The sequence below is a fragment of the Lachnospira sp. genome (assembly GCF_016290755.1).
GTDB lineage: Bacteria > Bacillota > Clostridia > Lachnospirales > Lachnospiraceae > Lachnospira > Lachnospira multipara.
This window is the reverse complement of record NZ_JAEEVD010000010.1, coordinates 25,449-41,742: the sequence shown is the minus strand read 5'-3', so window position 1 is coordinate 41,742 and position 16,294 is coordinate 25,449. Positions and strand designations below refer to the sequence as shown.

The following is a 16,294-nucleotide window of genomic DNA, read 5'->3' as shown; positions in this document are numbered from 1 at the left end:
ATATTATGAAATTAGCTTTTTTAAAATATATTTATAAAAGTCAATTTATAATGTATAGGGAGGTATGCAAATGAAATCTAAAAGTTTGCGTAAAGCATTAGCGCTAGCTATGGCAAATGCCATGATCCTTGGGGTGGTTGGATCAAATTGTAGCTTAACTAGTGCATCGGGGTTACCATCAACTACTGGCCATGATACTTATGTCAATAGTGATGTGTTTTCAGTAATATCAAGTGATAGTTTTGGTACAACAGCACTTGATAGTCCACTTTTTTCAAAAAATATTGGTAGTTATGATATTACTAATCTACAAGTACCAACATTAGCCTATGATGATACAAGCATAGGTCTTGTCTGGGAAAAACCAGAAAACTATGAAAATGTAGCTGATTATCATGTATATATTAACGGGGAATTACAGGAAACAGCTAGAGAAAATTTTAAAGAAAATGCTAAATGGACTTATACCTACATGCAGTCTTTCTACGATTATTATGAGACAGCTTCTGATGTAGATATGGTAGATGTAGATATCCATTCTTTTAGAGCAACAAATTTAAGTCCAGAGACAAGTTATGAAATTAGTGTCGTTGCAATTGATGAGAATGGCAACGAACTTGGTAATAAGGTTTCAATTACTGCAACAACAACTAAGACACCAGAACTAGTTAATGTCTTAGATTATGGAGTTACATATACAGAAGGTTATACAGAATATAATGATGAAATCAATGCAATTATCGAAGCTAATACTAAGGCTATTCAGGCTGCTATTGATGCAGTTCCTGAAGGTGGCAAATTAGTTATTCCAGATAATGACCAGGGACTTGTATTAGTATCTGGTGCTCTTTGGCTTCATTCTAATATGACTCTTGAACTAGATGGTACATTATGGGCTTCACCAAATTCAGATCATTTTGAAATTGGTTTTCTTATGTATCCTTTCTACACAGATACAAGAGATTGGGGCCTTATTAATGCAGTTTCTCAAGATGAGAATGCAGCTCTTGAAAATATTAGAATCACAGGTAGTGGTACTCTTTACGGTAATGGTTGGAAGTATGGCGCAGGCGATACAATGTATGGAGATGGTTATACATCTAATGCTGGAGTGAATACTCAAAGTGGAGACCCAGATGTTAAAGATACTCAGTCTGAATACGGTCTTCCAAGATTTATGGGTGGTAGCAATACAAAAGTTTATTACTATGGTATTCAGGCAGCTGATTCTGCTAAGAAGTATTTAGCTAATCTTTACAATGAAGATGGTACAAGAAAGTATTCTGATGAATTAATTGAGAGCTTGACTTCAAAGATTAAAGCTAATAAGAGTGATAAGTTATCAAGTATTGATACTGCAGATTTAAAGGCTGCTTATGCTACAAGAGCTTCTCTTTTAATAATGAGAAATGTAACTAATGTTTATGTAGCAGATATTACAGTAGAAAATCCTTCAAATCACTCAGTAAATATTCTTGATTCAAGAAATATTGCTACAACTAATGTTAAGGTATTCTCGTATGATGGAAACAACGGTGATGGCCTTGGCTATGGTTGTTCTCAAAATGTAATTTGCTGGAATAACTTTACAGATACAGGTGATGATAACTTAGGCTTTGGCGCTTCTGTAGGTGAAGGCGCAAGAGATTGTGATATTCAGACAAACTCAGAGCTTTGGATGTTTAATAACTTCCTTCGTGAAGGACATGGCGGTCTTGCTGCTGGTTCTCATACAGGTAACGGAATTCAGGATGTATTATTTGAAGATACAGTAATGAATCATATTGATATGGCTTTCAGATTTAAGTCAGCACCTACTAATGGCGGCTTTGCAGCTAATATTACTATGAGAGATTGTGCTATTGCAGATACAAATCAGGCTTGGGTATTAACAACCTCTTATTCAGATCCTAACTCTGCATCTTCAACAGAGGCAGCTGAAATTGGCGAATTCTATAATTTTGCATCTTATAACGTATCTGTTTATGGTGCAAATCAGAACACAATTTGTGTTTATGCAGATGTAGATTATGATTCAAATCCACAAAAGCCAGCTCATTGTCACCACAATTTATACTTCCAAGATATTACTTTTGGAAATGTTGGTGGAAATGGCAGCTATAAATATTACAGTGGTTGGGATACACTTACAGGCTGTGAAAATGCTGTATTCTATAATGTAAAGACAGTATCTTATAATAGTAAAGCAGTATCTAAAGGTACAGACGCTGCTTGGACCAATATAAAGTACTGTAAGAATATCATTTTCCAAGGAACAACTCTTGAGAGCTTGAATATTAAAAGCTCTAATGTGGAAAATGCTATGCAGGCACCAGAAGTAATTGACAATAATATTACAGCTACAAGTGCTGAAGATGGAAAGAGCGTTAGCTTGTCTTGGGCAACACAAAAGGATAACTATTCTATGACTTATGGAGTAGAAACTTATGTAAATGGCGAAATGGTTGATTTTGTATCAGGCTTATCAGACACACAGACAACTATTAACTCACTAAGCCCAGGAGTAGATTATACTTTCAAGGTTTATGTATCAGATAAGACAGGCAATAAGACTTTAATTAATGAAGTATCTGTTAAAACAAAGGGTGAAGATACAGAAAGCATTGTAGCTCCAAAATCGCCTACAGTTACTTTAACAAATCCAATTTACACATGTGCACAAGCAAGCTTTGCATCTGCTTATGCAAATGATAATAGAGTAAGAGGTTATAAAATCTATGCTAATGGAAATTTAGTAAAGACAATTTATAACTATCAGATAAAAGATTACAAGAATGCTGCTAGCATTTCAAACCAGGTTGGTAGATTAACAGCAGGCATTAATAATGAAGTAAGTGTTGTAGCCTTTACAGATTCTGGTAAGGAATACAAATATGATCTTGCATATGTAACAACTCTTGGTAATTATGATTACAAGGCACCTGTATTTGCAACTACTGCTAAGATTACAGCAGTTGTAAATAAGGATAATACTATTGATTTAAGCTGGGATGAGGCAGTAGATGATACAGCAGTTGGTGGCTATAGAGTTTATGTAGATGGCGTAGCTGTTTATACAGAGGAATCAACAGATACTTTCAATCCTGTAAATGGTGCTTATACAACTAATAAGACAGAAATTACATTAACAGATGTAGATACAACTAAGCCTCATACAATTACAGTTCAGGCTGGAGATACATGGTGGAAAGCTGCTAAGACAATGGGTAACTTTGATAAGATGGCTTCTTATAACTGGACAGTTAAGGGGTTAAAGTTAACTACACAGGCTTATGAAGAGCCAACAACAGAGGAGCCAACAACAGAGGAACCAACAACTAAGGAGCCAGAAACACCTAGTGAGACTCCATCTGGTGAAGTAGCAGCAGATACTGACATTGTTTATACAATGCTTACAGGTAGCGAGGTTAACTATGTAAATGGAGAAAAACTAGTTCTTCGTAGCGCAGCAGACTTTGATAAGTTTGTAGGTGTTAAGGTAGATGGAACTTTAATTGATAAGGCTAATTATAGTGCCTACTCAGGTTCAACAATTGTTGAGATTAGCGAAAACTACATGGCTGGCCTTTCAAATGGAAAGCATGAGTTTGAAATTGTATCTAATGATGGAGCTGCTAAGGCAGTAGTTACAGTAAATAAGACAGAGACAGTAACAAATAACGAAGCTACAGTTTCAAATACAAATAGTAATACAGCCGAGGTTGCAGCAGATTCAAGCGAAGTTACAAATAGCTCAAAAAATACAGCAGACTTAAATAATATGTTAATTTATTTCTTAATGATTCTTGCTTGTGGCACAATTAGTTTTGTGGTTGCAAGAAGAGAATATAAGAATCGAATGAACTAAAAATCTTACATACAAAAAACTTCATAAATCTATAATTTCCGTAGGGATTAATGACTAATAAAATTGTAAAAAAGAGACATTTTTATAGTTAAAATCCCTACGGATTTTTCATCTTAATCAGTTAAATACTTAACACAGTTAAATCCACAAAATATTTAGTGATTTAGCGTACTAAATTTATGCAATTTTAACATTGATATAAAACTTTAATTATGAAAAAATAACCTTACCGTGTGGTAAATGTTGAAATGAATGGAGTTTTAAAGTTATGGCAATCAATGTAGTAGAAGAAGCAAAAAGGTGCTTACAATGTAAAGTACCAATGTGTAGAAAAGGATGTCCGATTTCTACAAATATTCCAGAGATGAACAGACTCTTTTTAGAGTTTAAAAAGGATGAAGCAGGAAAGATGCTTTTTGAAAATAATCCTCTTTCTGCCATCTGTTCACTTGTCTGTAATCATGAAAAACAGTGCGAAGGTAACTGTGTACTAGGAAGAAAGAGTTCCCCTGTACATGTATCAAGCATTGAGAATTATATATCAGATGCTTATCTTGATCATTTAAATTTACAAAGAGAAGATGATAAGAAGCAGAGAGTTGCTATTATTGGTGGTGGTCCTGCTGGTATTACAATTTCAGTAATTCTTGCACAGCGTGGATATGATGTAACAATTTTTGAATCAAGAGATAAGATCGGTGGCGTTTTAAGATATGGTATTCCAGAATTCAGACTTCCAAAGACAGTTCTTGATAGATATGAAGAAAGATTAAAGAAGTTAGGTATTAAGATTCGTCCTCATACAGTAGTGGGCTATGCCTTAACTATTGATGATCTTGAAAGAGATGGCTATGAGGCAATCTTTATTGGTACTGGTGTTTGGAGACCTAAAAAGCTTGGTATTAAGGGCGAGAGTTTAGGAAATGTACATTTTGCCATTGACTATCTTGCTAACCCAGATGTATATGACTTAGGTAAGAGAGTCGTTATTATTGGCGCCGGTAATTCAGCTATGGATGTGGCAAGAACTGCTACAAGAAAGGGCGTATCTGAAGTTTATGTATTCTGTAGAAGAGGACATGCAGCAGCTTCTGTTCGTGAATTAGAATACGCTGAGGCAGATGGTGTGCAGATCCTTTATGGTTACAGACCAGATGAATTTACTGATAACGGCGTATTATATAAGGTTGCAACAATGGACGAAGAAGACAATGTCTTAGAGATGAGCGAGCAAAAGTTCTTTGAGGCAGACAGCATTGTAGTTGCAGCAAGTCAGGGTGCTATGAACAGAATCGTAAGTACTACAAAGGGTATTGAGACTAACGAGAAGGGCTTACTTAATACTGATGAGAAGGGAAGTACTTCAAGACCAGGTATCTTTAGTGCTGGTGATGTTGTAAATGGCGCTAGAACAGTAGTAGAAGCAGTTAGATATTCTAAGGATGTAGCAGAAGCTATGGATGAATATTTAAAGGCAAAAAGAGAAGAAAAAGAAAATGCTAATGAGGATGAAGAAGTAAAGGCAAGCTAATTATTTGTCTTAACATACCATGTTTGAAATATTAGGAGATTTATATAAAGGACCTATGTCATATCTTAGACATAGGCCCTTGTTTTTTATAAAGACTATATATAGTAGATTTTTTTAAAAATAAAAATGAAAATATCCAAGAAATTGTGAAAATTTATCGAAAGATTTCCCTTTAGTACTTGTTAAATAAGTAGATTTATTATATTATTAATACATATATAGGAAGGACGTGATTTATATGGCAGATAATAACACACAATTTTTTAAAACACAGCCTGAAAAGACAATTTCGGTTGAAGGAATTATTGAGCAAGTTTATCTTGCTTTAAAGGAGAAGGGATACAATCCTGTGAATCAAATAGTTGGATACATTATGTCTGGGGACCCAACTTATATTACTAGTCACAACAATGCTAGAAGTTTAATTATGAAAGTAGAACGTGATGAGCTTGTTGAAGAAGTAATCCGCTATTTTATTGAAGGTAAGGGACTTTAATCTTACATGAGATATTTAGGATTAGATTATGGCAGTAAAACTGTAGGCGTTGCGCTGTCTGACCCTCTTGGTTGGACAGCACAAGCCTTTGAGACAATTACAAGAAAAGAAGAGAATAAGTTAAGAAAGACTTATGCAAGAATAGAGGAAATAATAAAAGAATATGGAGTTACTAAGGTAGTAGTGGGCTTACCTAAGAATATGGACGATACGGAAGGTGAGAGAGCTCTATTAGCAAGAGATTTTGCAAGTAATATCCATAGAAGAACAGGGATAGAAATCGTTATGTGGGACGAGAGATTAACCACAATTGCAGCTGATGAGGTTCTAGAAGAAGCTGGAGTTAAAAAGGAGAACAGAAAGGCTGTTATAGATCAGATAGCAGCAGTTTTTATATTACAAGGTTATCTTGATTTTGAGGCAAAAGAGGCCAAAAAGCAAGATTTCAATAAATAGGATGGCTAATCATGGGGAGTTTTAGCACTGTGATTAGAGTCTTTTTATGTCTAGATATATGTGAAATATTTAGGCGAATGTATTAGGGTTTAAATTTTTAATTTGGAGAGAGATTTATGGAAAAGATTAGTTTGATTTCAGAAGAAGGAGACAAGATTGATCTCTACATTCTAGAAGAGACAAGAATTAGTGGCGTGAACTATATCCTTGCCACAGAGTCAGAAAGTGACGATGATGAAGCAGAAGTTTATATTTTAAAGGATACTTCTAAGAGCACAGATGCTGATGCTATTTATGAATTCGTGGAAGACGATAGTGAACTTGATGCAGTAGCAAAGGTTTTTAGTGAATTACTAGAAGATGTAGATTTTAGATAATTTATAACGTGAAATATTATATGAAAGATATATTTTTAAATTAAGGAGAGTTATATGAAGAAAGAGGCGAATGCTACTTTAAAGATTGTGCCTTTAGGTGGTTTGGAACAAATTGGTATGAATATAACTGCGTTTTGCTATGAAGATAGTATTATCGTAGTAGATTGTGGACTTAAATTTCCAGATGATGATATGTTAGGTGTAGATTTAGTTATCCCTGACGTAACATTTTTAAAGGATAATATTGATAAGGTAAAGGGTTTTGTAATCACTCATGGTCATGAAGATCATATTGGTGCTATTCCATACATTTTAAAAGATATTAAGGTTCCTGTTTATGGTACAAAGCTTACAATTGCTTTAATTGAGTCAAAGCTTAAGGAACACAACATGATGAAGGAAGTTAAGAGAAAGGTTGTAAAGTACGGCCAGTCTATTTCTCTTGGAGACTTTAGAGTTGAATTTATTAGAACTAATCATAGTATCGCTGATGCAGCAGCACTTGCTATTTATTCACCAGCAGGTACTGTAGTTCATACAGGTGATTTCAAGGTAGATTATACACCAGTTGATGGAGATCCAATTGATTTACCTAGACTTGGCGAAATTGGTAAGAAGGGTGTACTTGCACTTATGTGTGATTCTACTAATGCCATTAGACCAGGTTTTACAATGTCAGAGCGTACAGTAGGTGCGACTTTTGATAAGATTTTTGCTGATAATAAGAACTCAAGAATTATTATTGCAACTTTTGCATCAAATGTAGATAGAGTTCAGCAAATTATTAATACTGCGATTAAGTATGACCGTAAGGTTTGTGTTGAGGGACGTAGTATGGTAAATATTATTGAAGTCGCTCAAGACCTTGAATACCTTAAGTTCCCAGAAGGAACAATTATTGAAACAGAAGAAATGAAGAATTATAATCCTGAGCAGATTGTACTTATTACTACAGGTAGTCAGGGTGAATCAATGGCAGCTCTTTCAAGAATGGCAGCTAACATTCACCGTAAGGTTTCTATTATTCCTGGAGACTGTGTTGTATTTTCATCAACACCAATTCCTGGTAATGAGAAGTCTGTATCAAAGGTTATTAATGAATTAGGAATGAAGGGCGCTAAGGTAATCTTCCAGGATACTCACGTTTCAGGACATGCCTGTCAGGAAGAAATCAAGCTTATTTATTCTTTAGTACGTCCTAAGTATTCAATTCCAGTCCATGGTGAATATCGCCACTTAATCGCTCAGAAAGAGCTTGTTATGGGACTTGGATATGATAAGCAGGATGTAATTATTGCTAAGTCTGGTGATATTATTGAATTATCAGAAAAGGAAGCTAAGATTGTTGGTAAGGCACCAGTTGGTGAAGTTATGGTTGATGGTCTTGGCGTTGGTGATATTGGTAATATCGTACTTCGTGATAGACAGAACTTAGCTGAGAACGGTATTATTATTGTAGTATTAACATTTGAGAGAAACTCAGGTCAGTTAATTGCTGGACCAGATATTGTTTCAAGAGGTTTCGTTTATGTACGTGGAGCTGAGGAATTACTTGATGAGGCAAGACTTATTGTTGAAGATTCAGTTCAGAAGTGTATTGATAATAGAATCTCTGACTGGGGCAAGATAAAGAATATTATTAAGGATGACTTATCAGAATTCTTATGGAAGAAAATGAAGAGAAATCCTTTAATTCTTCCAATTATTATGGAAGCTAATTTATAATTAAGACTTAAATAGGCGGCTAGATAAAAGGCCGCCTATTTTTAAAAGAAATCATTTAGGGAAAGTTAGTAGCAATTAGGTTTAAGTATTAATAGAGGTGAGAGACTATGACAGGGGATAAACTTGAAACACTAAAAAAGGAACTAACACAGACTATACTTGAAAGTGATGAGTATAAGGAGTACAAGCGCTTAGAGGCTATTATTAATAGAAACCCAGATTTAAGAAGAAGCGTGGACGAATTTAGAAGAAGAACATTTGAGATAGTTAATAATGATGATATTGAAGATGTCTATACAGCTATGCTAAATCTTAATATTGAGTTTGATAATATGAGAAGACAGGATATAGTTAATAGATATCTAACAGCAGAAATATGTTTTAGTAGCTTAGTAAAAGACATTGTAAAGTCTATTGTTGAGCCAATTGATATGGAACTTGATTTTTTGCGTTAAAACCCTTATTATAGCAAGTGATGGTAAAAAATGGAGGATTTCATGAGCAATAAAAATATTAGACTTATAATAGCAGTGTCAGTTAACGTAATAGTAATTCTTATTGGCGTTTTAATCATCTATAGAGTAGGAACTTATGCTTATACATTAGGCAATAACATATTTAATGAGGTTGCAGTGGATGATAGTTCTAATGCAAGATCTGTAGAAGTTACTATAACATCATCTATGTCTGCTAAGCAGCTTGCTAAATTATTCTACGAAAAGGGCTTAGTAGCTAAGGAGAAGCTTTTCTATTATCAGATTATAGCTTCAGATTATAATGGAGATTGGCTTGATGGAACATATACTTTAACAACAGATATGCTCCCAACAGATATGTTAAAGGCAATCTCAACTGCAACTACAAGCAGTAATTAGTGTGCAATTAATAATCAATTAAGAATTTAATTTAGAAAGAGGATTATTTATGATAGTCAACGAAAGAATTGTGGCTTATATTAATTCTCTTGATTGTGGTAATTCGGATATTGTTAATACAATTGAAAAAGAAGCGATTGAAACAGGTGTTCCAATCATAAGGAAAGAGATGGGGAATTTACTTAAGGTCTTGCTTTCATTAAAGCAGCCCTTACGTATCTTAGAAGTAGGTACGGCAGTAGGTTACTCATCTATTCTTATGAGTGAGAATATGCCAGAGAATTGTCATATTACTACAATTGAGAATTATGAGAAAAGAATTCCAATAGCTAAGGAAAATTTTAAAAGGGCTAAAAAAGAAGATAAGATAACTTTAATTGAAGGCGATGCCACTCTAGTTTTAAAAGAATTAGAGGGAAGTTATGATTTTATTTTCATGGATGCGGCAAAGGGGCAGTATATTAACTTCCTCGATGACATTTTAAGGTTACTTAGTCCAGGAGGTCTACTAATTTCAGATAATATCCTACAGGAAGGCGAAATTGTAGAATCTCACTTTACAGTGGCAAGAAGAGATAAGACTATACATACAAGAATGAGAGAGTATGTCTATACCCTAACTCATCACAAAGACTTAATTACATCCATTGTTCCAATTGGCGATGGAATTACATTAAGCGTAAAAAGAAGCTAGGACTAGTATTACAGATATTAGTTATATGTACTAGTTATATAAGAAAGGATTTATATGAGAAACAGAGTTTATAATGGTAGAAAGCTTGAATTACTTATTCCAGCTAGTAGTTTAGAAGTACTAAAGATTGCAGTTCTTTACGGAGCTGATGCAGTTTATATTGGTGGTGAAGCCTTTGGCCTTAGAGCTAATGCTAAGAATTTCTCAGCAGATGACATGAGAGAAGGTATTAAGTTTGCCCATGAAAGAGATGTTAAGGTTTATGTTACAGCTAATATTTTAGCTCATAACTATGATTTAGAAGGAGCAAGACAGTATTTTGAAGAGCTTAAGGAAATCGGTCCTGATGCTTTAATTATTTCTGACCCTGGTATGTTTACAATTGCTAAGGAAGTATGTCCTGAAATTGATATTCATATTTCAACTCAGGCTAATAACACTAACTATTTAACATATAACTTCTGGTGGAAGCAGGGTGCAACAAGAGTTGTATCAGCTAGAGAATTAAGCCTTGCAGAAATCAAGGAAATCAGAGAGCATATTCCAGAGGAAATGGAAATTGAAAGTTTCATGCATGGTGCTATGTGTATTTCATATTCTGGTAGATGTTTACTTTCTAACTATATGGCAGGTAGAGATGCTAATAGAGGTGCTTGTACACACCCTTGCAGATGGAAGTACTCAATTGTTGAAGAGAACAGACCAGGTGAATATATGCCAGTATTTGAGAATGAAAGAGGAACATACATTTTCAACTCAAAGGATCTTAATATGATTGAACATATCCCAGAGATGGTAAGTTCAGGTATTGATTCCTTTAAGATTGAGGGCCGTATGAAGACAGCTCTTTACGTAGCAACAGTTGCAAGAACTTATAGCCTTGCTATTGATGACTTCTTAGAGGATCCAAAGAAGTATGAGGCTAGAATTCCATTTTACAAGGAAGAAATTGGAAAATGTACTTACAGACAGTTCACAACTGGCTTCTTCTTTAATAAGCCGACAGAAGAAACTCAGATTTATGATAGCAACACTTATGTTACAGAATATAAGTATCTTGGTATTGTAGGTAAGAAGAATGAAGAAGGCTTATATAATATTGAACAGCGTAATAAGTTCTCAGTAGGAGAAACTATTGAGGTTATGAGACCTAATGGAGACAATATTCCAGTAGTAGTTAAAAGAATTGTAGATGAATTTGGACATGATATGGAAAGCTGTCCACATCCAAAGCAGCAGTTATTTATCGACTTAGGAATCGAACTTAATGAGTTTGATATTTTAAGAAGAAAAGAAGGAAATAAAGAAATGGCTTAACATATTCCTTTCTAGTGTTAAAATAGCTAGTGAATACATTTATGAAGGAAGGTTTACTTATGTCGAAGGTAGAAACAATTAAAGAGAGATTGGCTTCTGTTAGAGAAACTATGGCTAAGACAGGGGTTGATATTTATCTCGTATTAACAAATGATTACCATATCTCAGAATATTCAGGTGATTATTTTAAGGAAAGAGAATTTATAACAGGTTTTACAGGGTCAGCAGGAACAGCTGTCATCTTAAAGGATGAGGCTAAGTTATTTACAGATGGTAGATACTATGTTCAGGCTGCTAAAGAAATTGAGGGAACAGGCTTTGAACTTATGAAGGATGGTTCAGTTGGTGTACCAACTTTATCAGAATATGTAGCTTCTAAGTTAGAAGAAGGTATGTGTCTAGGCTTTGATGGTAGAACAGTAGATGCTAGATTAGGTCTTAAGTTAGCCGATATTGTAAAGAATAAGAAGGCAAGTCTTAATTTAACCTTTGATGCTATTGCTGATATCTTTACTGATAGAGCAGCATTCCCAGAAAGCAAGGCTTTTTATCTTGATGAGAAGTATTGTGGAACAACAATTAATGAGAAACTTGCTATGCTTAGAGAAAGCCTTAAGAAGGCTAATGCAGATTCTAATATTATTGCTAGTCTAGATGATGTTTGCTGGCTATTTAATATTAGAGGTAACGACGTTTGGTGTAATCCAGTAATTATGTCTTATGCTTATGTAAGCATGGATAAGGCTATTCTTTATACAGATGGCGATAGATTTAATGAAGAAATCCTAGCTATGTTTAAGGAAGCTAATGTAGAAATCCGTCCATACGAAGCAGTTTATACAGATGCAGCTAATATCTCAGGTCGCGTAATAGTAGATACTAAGAGAGTTAATATGCGTCTTTATAACATTTGCATGGATAATAAGAACTTAAACTGTGTGCTTTCTGAAAACCCAACAGTTTTACTTAAGGCAATTAAGAATGAGACAGAAATTAAGAACTTAAAGGATGTTCACCTTGAAGATGGTGCGGCTCTTACAAAGTTTATCTTCTGGACAAAGAAGCAGGTTAAAGAAGGAAAGCAGATTACTGAGGCAGATGCAGCAGAGTATCTTGATTCTTTAAGAGCTAAGATTAGTGATTATATTGAACTTAGTTTTGATACAATTTCAGCAACAGGTCCTAATGGCGCTATGATGCATTATCATGCAACTAAGGAGAATGCAGATATCTTAAAGCCAGAGGGAATGTTACTTGTAGATTCAGGCGGACAGTATTTAAGAGGTACAACAGATGTAACAAGAACATTTGCCCTTGGTCCTGTAACTGATGAAATGAAGAAGTGCTTTACACTTACACTTAAAGGTATGTTAGCACTTGCTAATGCAAGATTCCTACATGGCTGTAACGGCTTTAGCCTTGATATCCTTGCTCGTGGCCCATTATGGGATGAGGGCATTGATTATAGATGTGGAACAGGTCATGGCGTTGGCTATTTACTTAATGTTCATGAGGCACCTAATGGCTTTAGATGGAAGCACATCCCAGGTGTTAATGACTTAGCAGTACTTGAGCCTGGCATGGTTACATCAGATGAACCTGGTGTTTACGAAGAAGGCAAGTTTGGTATACGTATTGAAAATGAAATCGTATGCAAGAAGGATTACGAGAACGAATATGGTACATTCTTAAGCTTTGATATGCTTACAATGGCACCAATCGATTTAGAGCTTGTAGATCCAAAGTATTTAGAAGCAGTTGATATTAAGCGACTTAATGCTTACCATGAAGAGGTTTATAATAACTTAAAGGACTTCTTTACAGGTGAAGAATTAGAAGAACTTAAGGCGGCAACGAAAGCGATTTAATTAATTATGAAAGAATTTATTAGTAAGAAAAGAGAGAATAAAGACTTAAAGGAAATGAAAAGAGTGGTACCTAGAAAGGTAATTGCTTTAGTATTTATTGCACTTATAGCTGTAGTTATGATTATTGGATTTATTATTTATAATAATAGATTTGATGTTAGAGATTACATATCTGTTAGTTATGTGGGAGCAAATGATTATGCAAGCCCAGAGTTTAGCCTAGATAAAGAAGGTCTTAAAAATGCCCTTATAGGAGATAAGACAGATGCTAATGTATTATCTGCAATTAATAGTTTAGTTAATTCCATTGAGGTTAGCTCAGATGCCACAGACCTATCAAATGGGGACAAGATTGAGGTTTATATAAACTATGACAGTTCCTATGAAGATGCTGCTGGGGTTAAATTAAATCTTACAAAGTATAGTCTTAGGGTAGATGGAATATCTTCCGGAACTAAGATATCTTTATTTGATAATATTGAAGTCACATTTCAGGGCATAAGTCCAGAGGCTACTGTTTTAATTACTAATAATGCTAGTGACGAATATTTACAAAGCTTAACATTTACAGCAGATAAAACTACTAACATTTCCTTTGGTGATACAGTTATAGTAAGCTGTGATCAAAACTATGAAGATATAGCAAGACATGGCTATTTAGTAGATAGCTTAGAAGCTAGTTATACAGCTGATAAGTTAGGAGAATATATCAATGGCGTTGAAGATATTGATATTAGTGTAATTAATGAAATTGTAGAAGAAGCTAAGAGTGCTATTACTACAGAGACTAATGATACAACCTTTAGAATGCTTTATAAGGCCAGTGGAAACAAGGACTATTTAAAGCAGGCTAATACTGAAACAGCCACAGATATTACTCTTGTTTCAAAGTATTTGTTAGCTAATGGAACTAATGGCAGCGATTACAATAATGTAATAATACTTTTATTTAGCGCTAAGATTTCAAATCAAGAGTCTAGTGAAACGGTTTATTTTGCATTTTCATATTACAACAGTTACATAAGCGTTGATAATCAGTTTGACGTAGTTAGAAATTTATCTACTGAGAATTACGAAGTAAGCACAAATCTTGATTCCTTGGTTAATAGCCTTATTAACTCACAAAAGGAAAGATATACGGTTTATGAGTTAAGCAATTAATAATTAGAAATCATATTAGAAACACTTCTAGGGATTATCCTAAATTAGGATTTTCTTTGGAAGTGTTTTTTATTATTTTAAGGTTTTGACTGCTAGCTTTAGCCCATGCTTTCTTGACTTTACAAGGCTTCAATGCTATGCTTTAATTAAAAGTTTGGTAAAATTTAATATAACAACAATCTATATTTTTCATATGGAGGCTGCTAATGAATTATAGAAAAAAAGTAAAGTTAGGCAGTTTATTAGTGTCTAAAAATGTAATTAGCAATGAGCAGTTAGACTCAGCCCTAAAGGAACAAAGGCAGAGAGGGTTAATGCTAGGTGAGACCATTGTGGCCCTTGGTTTTGCTAGTCAAAGCCAGATAAATGAGGCTTTGTGTGAAAGTCTAGGCATTGAATTTGTAGATATGAGAGCTGTAGAGGTGCCAGAAGAGATACTAAATCTTTTAGATGATACATTTATGAGAAAGAATCTTTTAGTGCCCCTAGGCTTTAGACAGGATGAGGGTGGCAGCTTAAAGGTTGCCATGGCAGATCCAACTAATATTTATGCCATGGATGATGTAAATATTATTACAGGTAAGCAGGTTATTCCTTATCTTGCAGATGGCAATGCCATTAAGGCATTTCTTGATAGAGTTATTAGTTCTAAGGAAGCTCAAAATATTATTGATAAATATAAAAAAGAGCAGGAAAACGCCATTAGTAAGGAAGAAGAGGATAGGGAAAGAGACAGACAGGCAAATATTGAGTCTGCCCCTATTGTTGTGCTCATAAATAACCTAATTGAGGCAGCAGTTAGAAACAGAGCCTCAGATATTCATATTGAACCCTTTAAGGATAATATAAGGGTTAGATATAGAATTGATGGTAGTTTAAGGGAAGTATTAAGCTATGAGTCTAGTTTATATGGTGCCATTATTACTAGAATTAAGATTATTTCTGGTATGGATATTTCTGAAAAAAGAAAGCCTCAAGATGGCAGAATTACTATAAATGTAGATGATAAGGAATACGATATTAGAGTTTCAGGCCTTCCAACTATTTATGGAGAAAAGTTTGTAATGAGAATTGCAGCGAAGGAAGGCTTTAATAAAGAGGCTTCAGAACTTGGATTTTCTGAGCGTGACCTAAAGGTTTTTAATGACATTTTAAAAAATCCTCATGGAATCATCCTAGTAACAGGCCCTACAGGTTCAGGTAAGTCTACAACCCTTTATACAGCCCTTTCAAGTTTGAATAAAAAGGACGTAAATATTATTACTGTTGAGGACCCAGTAGAGGCAAATATTGATGGGGTAAATCAGGTGCAGGTAAATACAAAAGCAAATTTAACTTTTGCCAATGCCCTAAGATCAATCCTAAGACAGGATCCAGATATAATTATGATTGGTGAAATTAGAGATTCAGAAACTGCTCAGATTGCAGTTAGAGCCTCTATTACAGGACATTTAGTAGTATCAACTATTCATACAAATTCCACCGCTGCAACAGTGGCAAGACTTATTGATATGGGAGTTGAAAACTATATGATTGCAGATTCTGTGGTGGGAATTATTGCCCAAAGACTAGTAAGAAAGCTATGTAGCTGTAAACAAGAGCGACAAGCAACAGATTCTGAGAAAAAGATTCTAGGAAAGTCCTTAGAAGAGGATGTAAAAATCTATGAGCCCGTGGGTTGTAAACTTTGTAATGGCACAGGCTATTATGGCCGAACAGCTATTTATGAGATTATGAAGATTACACCTGCTATAAAGAAGCTTATTATTGAAAATGCAGGCGCAGACAGGATTTTAGAAGAGGCCAGAAAAGAAGGCATGCTAAGCTTAAAGGATTCTGCAAGTCTTTCGGTGCTTGAGGGGGTAAGCTCTATGGCAGAAATGATTAAGGCAACTTATGAGACAGAGGATTATTAAATTTTAGAGG

At 34.6% G+C, this 16,294-nt stretch carries 13 protein-coding genes; all 13 read left to right on the top strand.

Going from position 1 to position 16,294, the window contains the following annotated elements; all coding sequences use genetic code 11:
• Positions 1–70: 70 nt before the first annotated feature.
• The 13 genes from QVA17_RS04405 (at position 71) to QVA17_RS04345 (ending at position 16,284) form a co-directional block, all read left to right on the top strand.
• Positions 71–3,868 (top strand): hypothetical protein, encoded by a 3,798-nt coding sequence (locus tag QVA17_RS04405; protein WP_287386719.1) that lies wholly within the window; start codon positions 71–73, stop codon positions 3,866–3,868.
• Between the two features lie 268 nt (positions 3,869–4,136).
• Positions 4,137–5,399 (top strand): NAD(P)-dependent oxidoreductase, encoded by a 1,263-nt coding sequence (locus QVA17_RS04400; RefSeq protein ID WP_287386717.1) that lies wholly within the window; start codon positions 4,137–4,139, stop codon positions 5,397–5,399.
• A 238-nt stretch (positions 5,400–5,637) separates the two neighbouring features.
• The gene (locus QVA17_RS04395) at positions 5,638–5,895 is read left to right on the top strand and encodes an IreB family regulatory phosphoprotein (RefSeq protein ID WP_027431389.1); all 258 of its coding nucleotides are present in this window, start codon (positions 5,638–5,640) and stop codon (positions 5,893–5,895) included.
• Positions 5,896–5,901: 6 nt separating this feature from the next.
• Complete coding sequence (ruvX, locus tag QVA17_RS04390; protein WP_027431388.1) at positions 5,902–6,351, top strand: Holliday junction resolvase RuvX; 450 nt, start codon at positions 5,902–5,904, stop codon at positions 6,349–6,351.
• Between the two features lie 116 nt (positions 6,352–6,467).
• Positions 6,468–6,728, top strand: coding sequence for a DUF1292 domain-containing protein (locus QVA17_RS04385; RefSeq protein WP_287386715.1), 261 nt, complete (start codon positions 6,468–6,470; stop codon positions 6,726–6,728).
• A 54-nt stretch (positions 6,729–6,782) separates the two neighbouring features.
• Positions 6,783–8,453: a ribonuclease J gene (locus QVA17_RS04380; RefSeq protein WP_027431386.1), complete on the top strand. Its 1,671-nt coding sequence runs from the start codon at positions 6,783–6,785 to the stop codon at positions 8,451–8,453.
• Positions 8,454–8,560: 107 nt separating this feature from the next.
• Positions 8,561–8,908, top strand: coding sequence for a YlbF family regulator (locus QVA17_RS04375; protein ID WP_027431385.1), 348 nt, complete (start codon positions 8,561–8,563; stop codon positions 8,906–8,908).
• 42 nt (positions 8,909–8,950) lie between these two features.
• Complete coding sequence (locus QVA17_RS04370) at positions 8,951–9,328, top strand: hypothetical protein (protein ID WP_287386713.1); 378 nt, start codon at positions 8,951–8,953, stop codon at positions 9,326–9,328.
• Between the two features lie 49 nt (positions 9,329–9,377).
• A complete protein-coding gene (locus QVA17_RS04365) occupies positions 9,378–10,022 on the top strand; it encodes an O-methyltransferase (protein WP_027431383.1) in 645 nt (214 codons plus the stop codon).
• 54 nt (positions 10,023–10,076) lie between these two features.
• Complete coding sequence (locus QVA17_RS04360) at positions 10,077–11,339, top strand: peptidase U32 family protein (RefSeq protein ID WP_074522055.1); 1,263 nt, start codon at positions 10,077–10,079, stop codon at positions 11,337–11,339.
• Positions 11,340–11,398: 59 nt separating this feature from the next.
• Entirely contained in the window at positions 11,399–13,207 is a 1,809-nt protein-coding gene (locus QVA17_RS04355; protein ID WP_287386710.1) for an aminopeptidase P family protein, read from the top strand.
• Between the two features lie 6 nt (positions 13,208–13,213).
• Positions 13,214–14,368, top strand: a complete 1,155-nt coding sequence (locus QVA17_RS04350; protein WP_287386709.1) for a hypothetical protein — start codon at positions 13,214–13,216, stop codon at positions 14,366–14,368.
• 206 nt (positions 14,369–14,574) lie between these two features.
• Complete coding sequence (locus QVA17_RS04345) at positions 14,575–16,284, top strand: GspE/PulE family protein (protein ID WP_027431379.1); 1,710 nt, start codon at positions 14,575–14,577, stop codon at positions 16,282–16,284.
• Positions 16,285–16,294 lie beyond the last annotated feature (10 nt).